This is a genomic window from Mesorhizobium sp. B2-5-3 (assembly GCF_006441005.1).
Classification (GTDB): domain Bacteria; phylum Pseudomonadota; class Alphaproteobacteria; order Rhizobiales; family Rhizobiaceae; genus Mesorhizobium.
The window spans coordinates 341,510-357,063 of sequence record NZ_VFUS01000007.1 but is presented as its reverse complement, the minus strand read 5'-3'; the positions used below and the strand labels follow the sequence as shown (position 1 = coordinate 357,063).

At 63.3% G+C, this 15,554-nt stretch carries 14 protein-coding genes and 1 tRNA gene; 7 read left to right on the top strand and 8 right to left on the bottom strand.

What is annotated here, in order from left to right; genetic code table 11:
• The first annotated feature begins 19 nt into the window (after window positions 1–19).
• From FJ867_RS19235 to FJ867_RS19215, 5 genes are read left to right on the top strand one after another with little or no spacing between them, the layout of a single operon-like run.
• A complete protein-coding gene (locus FJ867_RS19235) occupies window positions 20–1,063 on the top strand; it encodes a LacI family DNA-binding transcriptional regulator (protein ID WP_140496117.1) in 1,044 nt (347 codons plus the stop codon).
• Window positions 1,056–1,673 carry a hypothetical protein gene (locus FJ867_RS19230; protein ID WP_140556173.1) on the top strand — a complete coding sequence of 206 codons (618 nt, stop codon included), beginning with the start codon at window positions 1,056–1,058 and terminating at the stop codon, window positions 1,671–1,673. Before FJ867_RS19235 ends, FJ867_RS19230 begins: the two co-directional genes overlap by 8 nt.
• Window positions 1,645–2,520 carry an N-acyl homoserine lactonase family protein gene (locus tag FJ867_RS19225; RefSeq protein WP_140496115.1) on the top strand — a complete coding sequence of 292 codons (876 nt, stop codon included), beginning with the start codon at window positions 1,645–1,647 and terminating at the stop codon, window positions 2,518–2,520. Before FJ867_RS19230 ends, FJ867_RS19225 begins: the two co-directional genes overlap by 29 nt.
• Window positions 2,520–3,458 (top strand): 3-hydroxyacyl-CoA dehydrogenase, encoded by a 939-nt coding sequence (locus tag FJ867_RS19220; RefSeq protein WP_246675081.1) that lies wholly within the window; start codon window positions 2,520–2,522, stop codon window positions 3,456–3,458. Before FJ867_RS19225 ends, FJ867_RS19220 begins: the two co-directional genes overlap by 1 nt.
• A gap of 16 nt (window positions 3,459–3,474) precedes the next feature.
• On the top strand, window positions 3,475–4,224 hold the full coding sequence (locus FJ867_RS19215) for an SDR family oxidoreductase (protein WP_140496113.1): 750 nt from the start codon (window positions 3,475–3,477) through the stop codon (window positions 4,222–4,224).
• Window positions 4,225–4,300: 76 nt separating this feature from the next.
• Here FJ867_RS19215 and FJ867_RS19210 read toward each other — a convergent pair whose 3' ends face one another.
• From FJ867_RS19210 to FJ867_RS19180, 7 genes are all read right to left on the bottom strand, one after another.
• On the bottom strand, window positions 4,301–5,437 hold the full coding sequence (locus tag FJ867_RS19210; protein ID WP_181168392.1) for a succinylglutamate desuccinylase/aspartoacylase family protein: 1,137 nt from the start codon (window positions 5,435–5,437) through the stop codon (window positions 4,301–4,303).
• Entirely contained in the window at window positions 5,427–6,443 is a 1,017-nt protein-coding gene (locus FJ867_RS19205) for an ABC transporter ATP-binding protein (RefSeq protein WP_140818221.1), read from the bottom strand. Before FJ867_RS19205 ends, FJ867_RS19210 begins: the two co-directional genes overlap by 11 nt.
• Window positions 6,440–7,459, bottom strand: a complete 1,020-nt coding sequence (locus tag FJ867_RS19200) for an ABC transporter ATP-binding protein (RefSeq protein ID WP_140818219.1) — start codon at window positions 7,457–7,459, stop codon at window positions 6,440–6,442. Before FJ867_RS19200 ends, FJ867_RS19205 begins: the two co-directional genes overlap by 4 nt.
• Entirely contained in the window at window positions 7,456–8,349 is an 894-nt protein-coding gene (locus FJ867_RS19195; RefSeq protein WP_224680319.1) for an ABC transporter permease, read from the bottom strand. Before FJ867_RS19195 ends, FJ867_RS19200 begins: the two co-directional genes overlap by 4 nt.
• A 1-nt stretch (window position 8,350) precedes the next feature.
• Window positions 8,351–9,289 (bottom strand): ABC transporter permease, encoded by a 939-nt coding sequence (locus FJ867_RS19190; RefSeq protein WP_140818216.1) that lies wholly within the window; start codon window positions 9,287–9,289, stop codon window positions 8,351–8,353.
• A gap of 131 nt (window positions 9,290–9,420) precedes the next feature.
• Window positions 9,421–10,995 carry an ABC transporter substrate-binding protein gene (locus FJ867_RS19185; RefSeq protein WP_140496108.1) on the bottom strand — a complete coding sequence of 525 codons (1,575 nt, stop codon included), beginning with the start codon at window positions 10,993–10,995 and terminating at the stop codon, window positions 9,421–9,423.
• Between the two features lie 188 nt (window positions 10,996–11,183).
• Window positions 11,184–13,208, bottom strand: a complete 2,025-nt coding sequence (locus FJ867_RS19180; protein WP_140496107.1) for a CocE/NonD family hydrolase — start codon at window positions 13,206–13,208, stop codon at window positions 11,184–11,186.
• Between the two features lie 107 nt (window positions 13,209–13,315).
• On the opposite strand from FJ867_RS19180, the gene FJ867_RS19175 reads away from it, so the two are divergent.
• Entirely contained in the window at window positions 13,316–14,128 is an 813-nt protein-coding gene (locus tag FJ867_RS19175) for a helix-turn-helix transcriptional regulator (protein WP_140518024.1), read from the top strand.
• A gap of 120 nt (window positions 14,129–14,248) precedes the next feature.
• Here FJ867_RS19175 and FJ867_RS19170 read toward each other — a convergent pair.
• Window positions 14,249–14,325 (bottom strand) — tRNA-Met (locus FJ867_RS19170).
• Window positions 14,326–14,565: 240 nt separating this feature from the next.
• Between FJ867_RS19170 and FJ867_RS19165 the strand changes: the two genes are divergently transcribed.
• Window positions 14,566–15,531, top strand: a complete 966-nt coding sequence (locus tag FJ867_RS19165; RefSeq protein ID WP_140582221.1) for a Gfo/Idh/MocA family oxidoreductase — start codon at window positions 14,566–14,568, stop codon at window positions 15,529–15,531.
• Window positions 15,532–15,554 lie beyond the last annotated feature (23 nt).

Sequence of the window (15,554 nt, the reverse complement as noted above, 5' to 3'; positions counted from 1 at the left end):
GCGCGCCAACGGAGTTTTCATGTCGATCATCGCCCGCAACAAGAACAGCAAGCCCCGCCTGACCGTGAAGGATCTGGCGCGCGATCTCGGCATGTCTGTTTCGACCGTATCCAGGGCCTTTCACGCCGATGCCGTGATCGCCAAGAATACGCGGGACCTGGTGCTGAACCGTGCGAGGGAGATCGGCTATTCGCCGAACCCTTTCGCGCGCAGCCTCATCACCAAGAAGACGCGTATCGTGGGTATTGTCGTCGCGGACATCAAGAACCCGTTCTATCCGGAAGTGCTGACGCGGCTGACCACCGCCCTTCGTGCCATCGACATGAACGTGATGCTCGTCGCCGCCGACCAGTCGGGAGACGTCGACCAGGCGCTACGCCTGCTGCTCAACTACCAGCCAGATCTTGCCATCATCCTGGCGGCCACCCTGTCTTCGGCGGCCGCGCAGGAATGCCGTAGGGCCGGCACTCCGGTGATCTTTTTCAACCGACTCTCGGCCGACGACCACGCGTTCGGCATTTCCTGCGACAATATACTCGGCGGCCGCAGCATCGCCGACTATCTCGTCGATACCGGCCACCGGCGCCTGGCCTACATCGCCGCCTTGCCCGATGCCTCCACCAATGTCGCACGCCACAGGGGCTTCAGCGAACGCGCCGTCGAGCGTGGCCTCGCCGCGCCGATAGTTATCGAGGCAGGCCAGTTCAGCTATCACGCCGGCTACGAAGCGGCGCGCAAGCTGCGTGACCTGAAAGAGGTTCCCGACGGTGTCTTCTGCGCCAACGACATTCTCGCCATTGGCTTTCTCGACGGCGTGCGGCGAGAGCTGGCGCTCGGCGTGCCGGACGACATTTCGATCGTCGGCTTCGACGATATCGAGATGGCCCACTGGCCTTCGCACGGGCTGACGACCGTCCGGCAGCCCATTGACCAGATGCTCGAGGCCACGGTCAGCCTGGCGAAGGAATTGAGCACGAATTCCGGCCGGGAGCCGATCGTTCAACTAATCCCGCCCGGCGCGGTGATCGAGCGCGCGACGACGCGAAAAAGGCACCATGGCTGATATCCCGGGAAAGCGCTTCTTCGAGCGGGCGGTAAGCGTCCACCGCTATGACTGCGAGGTCGTCGCGGCGCCCCATGTCTCCGTCACCGGAAGCGAGGAACCCGTCGCCACCGTCAACGATGCCGCGTTGGCCGACGAAGCCATCGTCCGCTACGTCGTGGCAACCCGCCCCGTCTACGAAGGCCTGCGCCGGCTGATCGGCCAACTCGCTGGCCTGCTGGTCCTGGCTCAGGCCGGCGGACGCCGCGACGTGCTCGATCTGCCTGACATTCCGGTGGCCCGCGAACGGTGGACGGAGGTGGAGCAGCGGCTGGGCGCCTTGCACGCGCCGCATGGGCTCGAAAGCCATTGCGCGCGTCTGGGGGCCGCCCATGCAATGCTGGGCGAGGTCCTGGACGATTTCGGTTCGGCCCGACTGCGGCGCGACTGGCAGCAGGAGCTCGACCGGGCCGGGGAGAGGATCAAACGCGCCTACGCCGGGCTGCAGGCGGCGTCGGAACCGCGGGCCGGTATGACGCCGGTCGATTTCAATCACGCCTGCTGCAGCTGTGCGCAGCGTTGGCGACAACAGGGAGGAAGCAATGAGCCAATATTCGATCTGGGTGCTTGAGTACAGCTATGTCAGCAACTACCACAAGAGCGGCGTGCTCTACGGCGCCCACAACCAGGGTTACGTCAAGCTTCCCTACTGCTACGCGCTGATCAAGGGCAACGGTCGCGTTGCGATGGTCGATGTCGGCTACAACAACAAGGACTACGGCAAGCATCTCGCCGACAAATTTGGCGTCGAGAACTGGCACTCGCCCGAGGCCGTTCTTGGCGAAATCGGCCTCTCGCCAAAGAGCGTCGACACGGTTTTCGTCACGCACGCGCATTTCGACCATTTCGGCAATGTCGAGGACTTCCCGAATGCGACCTTCTACATCCAGGAGAGGGAGATCGCGAAGTGGGTCTGGGCGATGTCGCTGCCGGATCGCATGCGCTGGATGAACGTAGCCGTCGACCCGGGCGACATCGTGCGCGGCGTCGACCTGGCCCGTCAGAAGCGGTTGGTGACGATCGACGGAGCGAAACAGGACGTCCTGCCCGACATCGATCTCCATGCCGCCTTTGACAGCCATACCTACGGATCGATGTGGGTCACCGTGCGCAACGGCAAGGACGACACCTGGGTGCTGGCTGGCGATCTGGTCTACGTCTTCGATAACATCGAGGGCTCGGGAGCTGCCGTCGATATCGAGACGCTCTACGTTCCGGTGGGGCTTGCGGTCGGCAGCCAGACCAATCTCGTTCTCGCCACCGAGGAGATGATGAAGCAGGTGGGCCACGAGGCACGGCGGGTCATTCCCATCCACGAAGAGCGGTTGAAGGACCGGTTCCCATCCCGCATCACTCAGGATGGCCTGCGGATCACCGAAATTTGCCTCGCGGACGGCGAGACGTCACGGGTGCAATGATGGATGCAATCCGCAAAGTCGCCATTGTCGGTGCCGGACTGGTCGGCCGTGGCTGGGCGATCGTCTTCGCCCGGGCCGGCCATGATGTGACCATCTATGACGGCAGCGCCGACATCCGCGCCGCGGTGCTCGACAAGATCCGGGCCAGCCTTGCCGATATGCAAGAGGCCGGGCTGGTAGATGCCGTCGATGCAGTCATGCGGCGGCTGAACGTTGTCGATACGCTGGAGGGTGCGGTAGCGGATGCCGACTACATCCAGGAGTCGGTGCTGGAAGTGCGCGACATCAAGGAGGCGGTCTGTCTGGAGATTGACCGGGCGATGCGGCCCGACGCGGTCGTAGGCAGCTCCAGCTCCGGCATTCCGGCCTCGGCCTTCACCGGGTCCTGTGCCAACCGCCGGCGTTTTCTCGTCGCTCATCCCGTCAATCCACCGCATTTGATCCCGTTGGTGGAACTGGTCCCGGCGCCCTGGACCGACGCGGAGGCCGTTGCGTGGCTGCGGGTGCAGATGGAGGCCGTAGGGCAGGCTGCCGTGATCGTGCGCAAGGAAGTCGAAGGGTTCGTCCTCAACCGGCTTCAGGGGGCATTGCTGAACGAAGCCTGGGCCCTGCTCGAGGAGGGCGTGGCAAGTACCGCCGATATCGACCTTACGGTATCGCATGGGCTCGGCTACCGGTGGTCCTTCATGGGGCCTTTCGAGACGATCGATCTGAATGCGCCCGGCGGGATCGCGGACTACGCGAGACGTCTGGGACCGCTCTACCATTCGATCGCCCTCGCCAGGCGCGATCCGGCCCCCTGGTCGGAAGGGCTGGTTGCCAAGGCCGAGGAAGCGCGCCGCGAAAAGTTGTCAGCATCCCAACTCGCCGAACGCAGCGCCTGGCGCGACCGCAATCTAATGGCGCTGGCCGCCCATAAGCGAAGCACCGGGGGTTGACACTCAGGAGACGGCCATGACAGCCACACTCACAGGCAAGGTTGCCCTGGTCACTGGAGCAACCGGCGGCATCGGCGCGCGGATCGTATCCAGGCTTGCTGCGGAAGGGGCTTCGGTTGTCATCGGCTACAACCGTTCGCGGCAGGCGGCCGACGATCTGGTTTCGTCATTGGCGTACGGCGATCACTTCGTCGCCGAGGCGACCGTGACGGACAGCGATTGCCTCGCGCGCCTCGCTGGTCAGATCGAGAAAAGCTTTGGCCGGCTGGATGTCCTGGTCAATTGCGCCGGGACAACCCGCTTCGTGCCACATCCGGACCTCGACAGCCTGGACGATGAATTGATCGACCGCATCTTCAGCGTCAACGTGCGCGGTGTGATTGCTGCGACGCGGGCCATGCGGCCGCTGCTCGACCGCACCGGCAGCGGGGTTGTTGTCAACATCTCGTCGATCGCAGGGGTCACCGCCATGGGCAGCAACGTCGCCTATTGTGCGTCGAAAGCCGCTGTCGATAATCTGACCAAGTCGCTGGCGCGTGCCCTAGCCCCGAGAATCAGGGTCGTTTCGGTCTCGCCCGGCGTCGTCGACACCGACTTCATCAAGGGCCGTGACGAATCCTGGCGGGACGAACAGGCAAACCGAACGCCGCTGGGGCGGCTGGGCACGCCCGACGATGTCGCCGAGGCGGTTTTGGCGGCTGCGACCCATCTCCGTTTCGTGACCGGCGTTATCATTCCGGTCGACGGCGGTCGGCCCCTGGCCTAGAGCCCGGGACGGATCAGATCGAACGGACTTCCTTTCGCATCATCGATCTGCGGTCAAGAAGTGCCTGCTGATTGGTCTAATCCTCCAGCAGATAGCCTGTCCGGTGGGCGAGGGGCTTTTGGCCCACCACCTTGGCAATGACCTGATTGGCGGCGACGAGTTTCTTCAGCCTTCGTGTCACCACGAGCCCGTCGGTGCGCGCCCGTACCGTCACGCGCGCCTCGCGGCCCAGCGAAGAAGGCACGATGATGTCCGCGATCGGCTGTCCACAAGTGACGCGTTCACCCAGTTCGGCGCGGTAGACGATGACACCGAAAGCGGGCGTGCGAACCACATCGCACGCATCGAAGCCGGTGATCTCGCAAAGCGCGGCGGGCGGCAGGCCCGCTTGCCCCGCGACGTAGCCGCGGCGGCGAAGCACGTTGAGCAAGGCGGAAGCGTCAGCCGACGCCATCTCATCACTGATGTCGATGAAGCCGCGCAGTTCCACCGTCGCGGCGAGGCAGCCGATCGGGATCACCTTATCGGGAAGGGCAGCCGCAAGCCTGATCCAGGGCTCGACGCTTGCTTCGGCGAAGGTTGAGCCGCCCGACGAACCCTGTGAGAACACCGCCCGGCAACCGAGTTCCCGCGCAAGGTCGGACAATTCGGCCGAGATCTCGGGCCGCACGAACAGATGCATCAGTCCTTCGTCGTCGCAGTGCAGATCCAGCACAAGATCGGAATCGAAAGCCTCGCGTGCCAAGGCGGTGTAAAGGGAATCGACAGGCTGCCCTGCGCCGCGTTCGTCGAGAATTTCGCGGATCGTGTTGCGGATGAGCACCGTGTTGTCGTCGGCGCTGCTTCCGAGCCGATCGGCAAGCCGGATGGTCAATTCGCCGGCGACATCAGGCCATTTGCGGTTGAAATTCCGGCCGCTGGCCAGATCGTAACGCCCCAGATGATCGCCATTGACGAACTGCGCCAGGCCGAGCGGGTTGGCGTAGGGAACGACGACGATCTGGCCCCGGATTTCGCCGCGCGCGTCGGCGGCGTCAAGCTGCTCGACCAGATGGTGTAACACCAGCAGGCCGGGCGCTTCGTCGGCATGCAGCGCGGCATGTATATAGGCTTTCGGGCGCGCGTCGGCGGCACCATACCGGATGATGCGCACGCTGTGTTGGCTGCCCGGCGTGCCGTTGGCAAGAGGAACATCGAGGATTTCACGAGACATTGGTGGCTCCGGCGAGCGCACGTTCCGATAGCGGGAAGTGGCAATTGAAGACATGGCGGGGATCTTCCCGGTCGGCTGCCCGGGACGGGAAGACGCTTTTGCAGATGCCCTGCGCATAGCGGCAGCGGGTGTGGAACTCGCAGCCGGTTGGGCGCGTCATCAGGCTCGGCACCTCGCCGCTGAGCTCGACCCTGTCGAGCACGGCGTCCGGGTCGGGTTCCGGATTGGCCGACAGCAGCGCCTCCGTATAGGGGTGGCGCGGCTGCGCGAATATCCGCTCGGTCGAGCCGACTTCGATGAAGCGGCCGAGATACATGATCGCCATGCGATCGGTCATGTGGCGCACGACATTGAGATTATGCGTGATGATGAGAATGGCGATGCCGAGTTCGCCCTGCAAACGTCCAAGCAGATTGAGGACTTCACCCTGAACGGACACGTCCAGTCCCGCGGTCGGCTCGTCGGCGATGATAAGATCGGGTTGCAATGCAAGGGCCCGCGCCACGCCGACGCGGCGCGCCTGGCCTCCGGAAAGCTGGTGTGGATATCGCCGCCCGAAGTCGGCGGGCAGGCCGACCATGTTGAGCAGGCGTTCCGCTTCGGCGGCGGGGTCGCGGCCGGTAACGCCGTGAATGCGGAAAGGCTCCATCAGCAGTGAGCGTACAGTGAGCCGCGGCGACAGCGATCCGACCGGATCCTGGAACATCATCGCCATGCGCCGAAGATGCGGCTTGCGCTCCGTCGGGGCGAGGCCGTTCAGCACCTGACCATCGAAGCGTATCGTGCCGCCCGTCGGCGGCCGCAGGCCCATGATGGCGCGGGCGATGGTGGATTTTCCCGAACCGCTTTCACCGACGAGGCCGAGCGTTTCGCCCTTGCGGATCTCGAAGGAAACGCCGCAGACGGCGTCCACGAACGGGTTCTTAACGCCGCTGGCGAGCGCCTTCAGCGGGCCCATGGTGCGGAAGCGTACGCGAAGATCCTCGACAGAAAGCAGGGGGCTCATGCCGGCGCCACCAACGTGTCGTCGAGGCGATGGCAGCGTGCGGTGTGCGTTGCGCCGATAGCGCACTGGACAGGACTGTCATCCACGCACCGGGTAAAGGCTTGCGGGCAGCGCCGACGGAAGATGCAACCCGCCTGGGTACCGAGGAGGCTCGGCACCTCGCCTGGGATCGTCGGCAACTGGCGGGTGCGTTGCCGGATGCGTCCGGGATCACATTCGAGCAGCGCGCGCGTATAGGGATGCCCCGGTCGGCGGAAGATGTCGCGCACGGTGCCGTATTCGACCACCTCGCCCGCATACATGACCGCCACCCGGTCGCAGAGCTCGGCGACAGCGCCGAGGTGGTGAGAGACGAACAGGATCGAGCAGCCGATCTCCTTTTGCAGCTCTTTCAACAGATGGATGATCTGCACCTCCAGCGTCGCGTCGAGCGCTGTGGTCGGTTCGTCCGCGATGAGCAGCGCCGGCTTCACCAGCAGCGCCATCGCGATGCAGATACGCTGGCGCATGCCGCCGGAAAACTCGTGCGGATAGCCGCCGATGCGGCTCTCCGGGTCCGGAATGCCGACCCGATGGAGCATATCCAGCGCGCGCTGGCGCTTGGTCCGGTGCGAGCCGCCCTCGTGATGCTGGACATCGATCATCTGGCTTTCGATGCTGCGCACCGGGTTCAACGCCGTCATCGGATCCTGGAAGATCATCGACATGCGGTTGCCGAGCAAGCCGCGCCGCTCCGCCGGAGGCATGCCGAGCAGGTCGCGCCCCTCGAACAGGATGGCGCCGTTCACCATCTCCGCATTTTCCGCCAGCAGCCCCATCACGGCATAGGCGAGCGTCGATTTGCCCGAACCGCTTTCGCCGACGATGCCAACCACTTCGCCCGCCGACACGTCGACATGGATATCGCGCAGTGCATGGGCGCGACCGCGCGGCGTGCCGAAATCGAGAGACAGACCGCGGATCGCCAGAAGCGGGTCGCGGTTTGGAGAATGTCTTGCCTGAGCGCCGGTGTTCATAGGTCTTTCCGAAGCTTGGGGTCGAAAATGTCGCGCAGCGCCTCGCCGAGGAAAGTGAAGCCCAGCGTGGTTATGACGATCGGGATGCCGCCGGCGATCACCAGCCACACCGTCTTGTGGATATAGCCATAGCCGTCACTGAGGATGGTTCCCCAGTCCGGCGTCGGCGGACGGACACCCATGCCTAGGAAGCTCATGCCGGCCTCCAGCGTGATGACCAGCGGAACATCCATGCTGACCAGGATCAGCAGCGGCCCGATCACATTGGGCAGCACGTGCACGGCAAGGATGCGCACGATGCCGGCGCCCATGGCGCGCTCCGCAGTGATGAACTCGCTCTCGCGCAGTGCGTGGGCCTGCGTGCGCACCACGCGCGCATAGATCGGCACGGACGTGATCGCGACGACGAAGATGACGCTGGCAAGGCTCGGCCCGAGCAGCGTCACCACTGCCAAGGCGAAGATGATGACCGGAAAGGAGCGGATCGTGTCGAAGACCAGCAGCAGCAGATTGTCCAGCCAGCGCGGACCGAAGGCGGCGATGAGGCCGAGCACAAGCCCTGCGCTGAGCGAGGCGCCCAACGAGACGAAGGCGACGAGCAGCGCGATCCTTCCGCCCATGACGACCCGCGAGAAGACATCGCGTCCCAACTGATCGGTGCCGAGAAGAAAATGCAAAGAGGGCGGCGCCAGCCGGGGCCCAACCATGATCTTGATCGGATCGTAAGGCACGATCCAGGTGGCGAAGACCGCAGTCACCACCATCAGCACGACCAGCACGGCGCCCATCATGCCGAGCGGAGACTTGCGCAATTGCCGCAGGAACATGGCGGCCGCGCCCTGCCCGCTGCGTTCATCGACCGCCTCGCGAATGAGTTGAACTTCGGACACGCTACAAATTCTCGCGGATTCTTGGATCGAGCGCCGCGTTTACGAGGTCGGCGAGCGTCGTGGAGATGACGAACAGAACGGTGGTGACGAGGACCGTGCCCATGACCATCGGATAGTTGCGCGAATCCACCGCCTTGACGATCAGAGCGCCGATGCCGGGCCGGGCGAAGACCACCTCGACGAAAACCGCCGCCGAGAGCAGGTGCGCCATGCCGACGCCGATGATCGTCACTGTCGGCAGGATCGCGAGCGGCAGCGCGTAGCGCGCCACGATGCGCCGCTCCGAAAGGCCGAAGGAGCGCGCCATGCGAATGTGGTTCTCGCCAAGAATCTCCAGCATGGAGGCGCGCACGATGCGCGAGATGTAGCCCACCCAGCCGATACCGACGACGAAGGCTGGAAGGATGAGATGGACGAACCCGTCGCGGAAGCCTGAGCCGGCGCCGATGGCCGGCAGCCAGCGCAGGCCGACCGAGAAGATCAACAGCGCATAGATCGCCATGACGAAGGACGGGATGGCGATGGTTCCGACCGCGAATACACCCACGACCTTGTCGATCACGGAGTTGCGGCGCAGCGCCGAATAGCAGCCGAGCGGCACGCCGACGATAACGGCCCAGGCGATCGAAACCAGGATGAGTTCGATCGTGTAAGGCAATTGCTCGAAAACGATGGCCGCGACAGGGCGCTGGGTAAAGACATCGGTGCCGAGATTACCGTGCAGCAGCCCCCCGAAGAATGAGACGATCTGCACGGGCAGCGGCTTGTCGAGGCCCATTTCCTCGTGCAATTGCGCCTTCAGTTCCGGCGTCGCACGCGGTCCGAGCAGGACCGCGGCGGGATCGCCGGGAACGGCCTGGATCATCAGGAACAGCAGCGTGACGGCAACGACGACAATTGCCGCCGCCAGCACGATACGCTTGCCAAGATATAACCACATGTTCTGACTCAGCCTGTCCCAGCGACCGCGTCAGAGCGGTTCAGCGTTTGATAGAATCGCCGACCCGCTCTAACCCTTTGTTTTTTCGCAATTCCGGACGGAAAACCGCTACGCACTTTTCCTAGAATGCCCTAGGCCGATTTCGGCTCAAAGCCGAGATAGAGCGGCCGCCCGTCTGGGCGCGTCTCGGCCTCGAGTTGCGTCGTTCGGTACATGATCGGCGAGCCTTCATGGGTGAGGAACCGGTAGGAGCCGGAATCTTCCATGATGTCCTGCATCTCATAATACATCTTGGCCCGTTCCTGCGGGTCTTCGACGGTTACCGCCTTGGCGTTGAGCTCGTCGAAGCGCTCGCTGCGGAAGCGCTCCCAGTTCCACACACCGACCTGGTCGCGCACGAAAAAGGTGGTGGCGTAATAGGGATCCGGCACCATCGAGAAACGCTGCACGATCAGCTGCATGTCCTTCCAACGTTCGCCTTCCGATTCCATGCCGATGGTCCAGAACGAACCGGAATCCTGAACATTGACCTCGACCGTGATGCCGATCTGCGACAGCTGCGCCTGGACCATTTCCGCGATCGTGGAGAAGGTGGTCACGTTGAGCGCGTCGATGGTGAGGCTGAGTTCGGTGATGCCGGCCTTCTCAAGATACTGCTTCGCCTTTTCGAGATCGCCCTCCGGCGGTATCAGCGCTTTTTCCCGGTGTCCCACCAAGCCCGGAGCGATAAGGCCGGTGGCGACCTGGGCCTGGCCTGAATAGGCCGCGTCCATGATCTGCGGCACATTGATGGCCCATTGAATCGCCTTGCGGACATTGACGTCCTTCAGCTTCGGATGGTCCGAGTTCATGCCGATATAGACATAGTAGAGCGAAGGCTTTTCTTCGATCTTGGTGTTTTCGGGCGGGCTGTCCTTCAAAGTGGCCAGCGAATCGAGGCTGAAATCGGTGAAGTCGATGTCGCCTGCCTGATAGGCGCGCTCGGCGGTCTTGATATCGCTCATGGGCAGGATATGAATTTCGTCGAAGCCCGGCCTGGGGCCTTTCCATTCGGGATTTCGGGTCAACAGGACGAGCTGGTTCGGCTTCCAGTCCGACAACACGTAGGGACCTGAATAGCAGGGCGGCTTCATGCCGAAATCGCCGCCGTCGGCAACTGCCTTCGTCACCGCTTTTTTCGAGACGATGTGGCCGCAACCATAGGGAAGAGTGATGTTCCAGAGCGGCACGAAAGGCGTCTTGAGCACGATCACGCCCGTATGGTCGTCCTCGATCTCGATGCGGTCGAGCGGACCCCAGTCGCCCTTGACCGGAGAATTGTGCTGGATGACGCGCTCGAACGAGAACTTCACGTCCTCGGCGGTCATTTCGCCAAATCCGCCAGTGAAGTTGATGCCCTTCTTCAGGCGGAAGCGGATGTGCGTCGGATCGATCTGCTCGACGGATTCGGCGGCCTCGAGTTCCCAGCCCCACTCCGAACCCGGTTTATAGCGCGTAAGCTTGGTGTAGATGCAGTTCATGACGTCGACATTGTACGCGTTCTGGTAGAAGCCAGGATCGAGCTTGTCGATATCGGAATAGGCGCGGGCCTTGAGTACCTTGCCTTCGGCCGCCCATACGGCCTGCGACAAGGGCAGACCGGAGGCGATGATCCCCGCGCCGAGGCCGGCGCCTGCCTGCAGGAAATGCCTGCGATTCAATTTCATTCCATTCACGGTTTCGTTCCCCTTTCAACTGAGCGGGTTTCCCGGCGATTGCCGGGATCCCTCTTTTTGGTACCGCGCCGCCTGATGGGGCCGCGAGTTCGGACGGCGCATTCTTCAATTCAGCCGGCAAGCCGGTCAATTTCGCTGCCGACGCAGATGTGAGCGAGATTAGCGTCAGTTCGCGAATGTCACAGCAGGCGACGCTCTATCGCCTCGGTCCATTTCTGTTCGTGGACAAGCTCGTCGCCTTCCCATGCCTCGAGATGCGCCTCGACGTGGAAGTGCGATGGCGTCGCGGTCATGGTCGTTTCGGTCACAGAACGCATGCGCCAATCAGCGCGCGAAAATTCGAACTCCCATTTCGCCTCGGCCCTGGCCGACCCGAAATCGTCGCCGCGGAAGGAATAGCGTTCGCGGCCGAGCGAGGTAATGGTTAGGTCGTTGTCGACGATGCGATAGGTGCCGGCGCCTTCGCCGATCTCAACGACGGTCGAAGCGACTGCCAGATTCTCCGTGATCGTCCAATCCTTTTGCGGCTTTGAGATCGTCTCCACCCGTAAGGGCGGCGCCCCTTCGGGTTCGGCAAAAGGCGCCGGTGCCGGATCTCCGGCGCCCCCGACGCGGACCGGAAGTTCAAGGCGGCAATCCGCCGGATGGACGGTGAGCGTGACCGGCTCGGGCGAAGGCCAAGCGATCGGGAAGTAATTTGTCGAGATGGCAAGGCGTATGCGATGCCCCGCGCTGAAGCGCTGTGCTACGTGCTTGAAGGGGACAGAGGTGCGGTAGCGCCTTGCCGGTTCGAGCGGTTCGGGCCTCTCATGGCTATCGCGATGCGTCAGGTTCAAAAGGCCGTAGCTGACGCGCGTCGTCGCGCCATCGGGGGCGACATCCGAAAGACGGACGGCCACCATGGCGACGGGCCTGTCGCTTTCGAAGACAAGATCGAGCATTGCATCGCCGGCGATCTCAACATCGTGCGCCAGCTCTTGCGTCTCATAGACCAGACTGCCGGCATCGTCGCCGCGCTGGTCAGCCGGCTGGTCGCCGGGCACGGCATAGGAGCACCATTTGCCGCCGCGCAGGCCAACCGACAAGGGCGAGCGGACCGTCTGCGTTCCGGCCGCATCGTCTGCCCGGCGTAGGGACAGGCGCCCATTGCCGGAAAGGAAGAAGGACTGCCGCTCGATATTCGGCGATGGCCATGCCGGCTCCGTGACCCAGCGTCCGGCGCGCGTCTCGTAGGAAGTTTGCGGCGGGGCGCTATCCTGCATGAACAGGCGCAGCATCGGCTCGTCCATGATGCCGGTGTCACGGCCCTTCAGCCATTGATCCCACCAGCGGACGCATTCCTGCAGAAAGCCGATGGCAGGACCAGGCTTGCCGATATGGGGATAAGTGTGCGCCCATGGCCCGACCAGCCCCTTGCGCGGGCCCTGCAGCTTTTCCATCAGGCGGAAGACCGAGCGGCAATAACCATCGGCCCAGCCGCTGACGGCGTAGACCGGGCAGGTGATCGCGCCGAAATCCTCGCAGACCGAACCGTGTTTCCAGAACTTGTCGCGGTGCTGGTGCTCCAGCCAGTTCTTCAGCCATAGCCCGCTTTCCTTCAATCGACTGTGCCACAAAGCGCGCCAATTGTGCGGCTTGTTGCGTGGGTCGGGCGGCAGCGTGTTGCGCCCGAACATGATCGCCGCCCAGGAGAGATTGTCGATGAGCAGCGTGCCACCCATGTGGTGGACATCGTCGGCGTAGCGGTCGTCGGTCGAGGCGCAACTGATCACCGCCTTCAGCGCAGGCGGCCGCATGGCCGCGATCTGCAATCCGTTGAAGCCGCCCCAGGAGATGCCGATCATGCCGACGTTGCCGTCGCACCAGGGCTGGGAGGCCAGCCATTCGATGACCGAGCAGCCGTCGTCCAGCTCCTGCTGAAGGTACTCGTCGAGCATCAGCCCTTCGGAATCGCCGGTTCCGCGCAGGTCGACGCGCACCACTGCGTAGCCGTGGCCGGCCACGTAGGGGTGCATGACGACATCACGCGCGGCGGTCAGATCGTTCTTGCGATAGGGGATGTATTCCAGGATAGCCGGCACCGGCTTTTGTTCGGCACCCTCGGGGAGCCACATGCGCGCCGCAAGCCGGCAACCGTCCGGCATCGGAATCTCGAAATGGTCGACCGAGCGGATCGGATGGGGGAAGTTGGACACTGTGCGCATGACGAGGCCTCTGTTGGAGAGCGCCACTTTGGGCAAATCGGCGGTGCCGCACAATTTCGCGACCCTTCGCGACTTGACACTGTTCTGGCGTCAGTATGCATTAGGTCATGCAGACCGAACCGCTTCCCCAGAACCTCGCCTTCCTGTGCAGCTATTATCCGTCTATCGCCGCCGTGTGCCGGCGCCTGCAGATCAACCGCCAGCAGTTCAACAAATATCTGAGCGGCCAGACCTGGCCGTCCCGCCGCAACATGCGCAAGATCTGCGATTTCTTCGGCGTGAGCGAAGGCGAGCTTTTGATGGACCAGCAGCGCTTTGCCGAGATCGTCGGCCTGCGCCGCCGCCCGCTCGGCGTCCACGCGCCGTCGGACATGCTGGTGCATATGGAGCAGCTCTATCAGCGTTCCGGCGATCTCGGGCGCTATGTCGGCTACTATTTCCGCTATTTCTACTCGTTCGGCTATGCCGGCAAGATCATCAAATGCCTGGTCGTGATCTATGAAAAGGAAGGCCGCTATTTCTGGAAATGCATGGAAAGGCTCGTCCATTTCGGCAAATATGGCGTGAAGACCTCGAAATATTCGGCCGCCCTGCTGCTGCTCGGCGATCGCATATTCGCGCTCGAATCCGAAACCCTGCTCAAGACCAGCATCACCCAGGTGATCCTCTATCCGAGCTACCAGACGAGCGTCGCCTATCTGGTCGGCATCCAGACGGGCATGCCCCTTTTACGAGGGCGGAGACCAGCGGCCTCGGTCGTGCTTCTGGAATATCTCGGCCGCTCCGTCGACCAGCGCAAGGCGCTGCAGGCCTGCGGCCTATTCGACGAAACTGACCCCGCCATCGATGCCGGCATCCGCGCCATGATCACCAACCGCATCCCCACCGGGACATTCGTGCTCGAAACGGAAGAGGTGTAGACGTTCCTCCCCACGCGACCCGCATCAGCGTGGGCCTGTCCAACCCGTTCAGCGCGAGGTTGTCACCCATGTCTTAGGTACAGTCTGTTACCTATGTCTCCGGGCCGTACAGGTGAGAGGTGGTAGCGGGAGAGGGACTTGAACCCCCGACCCCAGGATTATGATTCCCGTGCTCTAACCAACTGAGCTACCCCGCCAGGGCGGCGAAAGGCCCGAAATCCGCCTTAAATCGCAAGGCATTTCGAGGCGTTCGCCAAGGTCGCGCGGATATAAGGTTGGGAGGGTGAGCCTGTCAAGCTTCGAACCGCTCGGCAGGGGCGCTTATTCTCGCTGCCGAAAAGCTTTGCCGCGCCGATAATTGGTTGCAGCCGCCGGGGTTGAGTTCGAAGAGGCACGTCGCTATGTCTCGGCCACGAGTTTTTAGAGTTTGAGAACAGATGAAGCCGCGCATTGCAGTCCTCGGTTGCGGATACTGGGGCTCCAACCACATCCGCACCCTCAAGGCGCTCGGCACGCTGCACGCGGTCTCCGACGCCAACCGTGCCCGCGCCGAAGGCTTTGCCAGCGAACAGGACTGCCTCGCGATCGAACCGGACCAGTTGTTCGTCCGCAATGACATCGACGCCATCGTCATGGCGCTGCCGCCGCAATTTCATGCCGAGATGGCGGTGCGCGCCACCGAAAGCGGCAAGGACGTGCTGGTGGAGAAGCCGATCGCGTTGACGGTTGCCGATGCCGAGCGCTCGGTGCAGGCGGCGAAGGACAAGGGCCGCGTCTTCATGGTCGGCCACGTCTTGCGCTTCCATCCCGCGTTCGAGACGCTGAAGGCGCTCATCGACAAGGGCGAGCTCGGCGAGGTCCGCTACATCCATTCGCACCGGCTCGGCCTCGGCAAATTCCACACCGAGAACGATGCGCTATGGGACTTGGCGCCGCATGACCTGTCGATGATCCTGGCCATCACCGGCACCGAACCGATCGAGGTGCGCGGCGAAGGGGCGGCGCTGCTCGACAATCTCAGCGACTTCGCGCATCTGCACATGCGCTTTCCCAACGGTTTGCGCAGCCATCTCTTCGCCTCGCGGCTGAACCCTTACCGCGAACGGCGGCTGACCGTGGTCGGCACCAAGGCGATGGCTGTCTTCGACGATGTCGAACCATGGGAGCGCAAGCTCGCCGTCTATCGCCACGCGGTCTGGCAGGACAGCGGCCAATGGGCGTTCACCACCAATGAGCCCTCCTATGTCGCGGTTGGCCAAGGCATGCCGCTGACGCGCGAACTCGAGCACTTCATCCATTGCATCGAAACGCGGGCCGAACCGCGCACCAGCGGCGAGGAGGCAATCCGGGTGCTGCGCATCCTGACCGCGGGTACGGTCACGCACACCAAATCCAATCCCTGAAGAAGATCGGGCCGCGTCGCGGC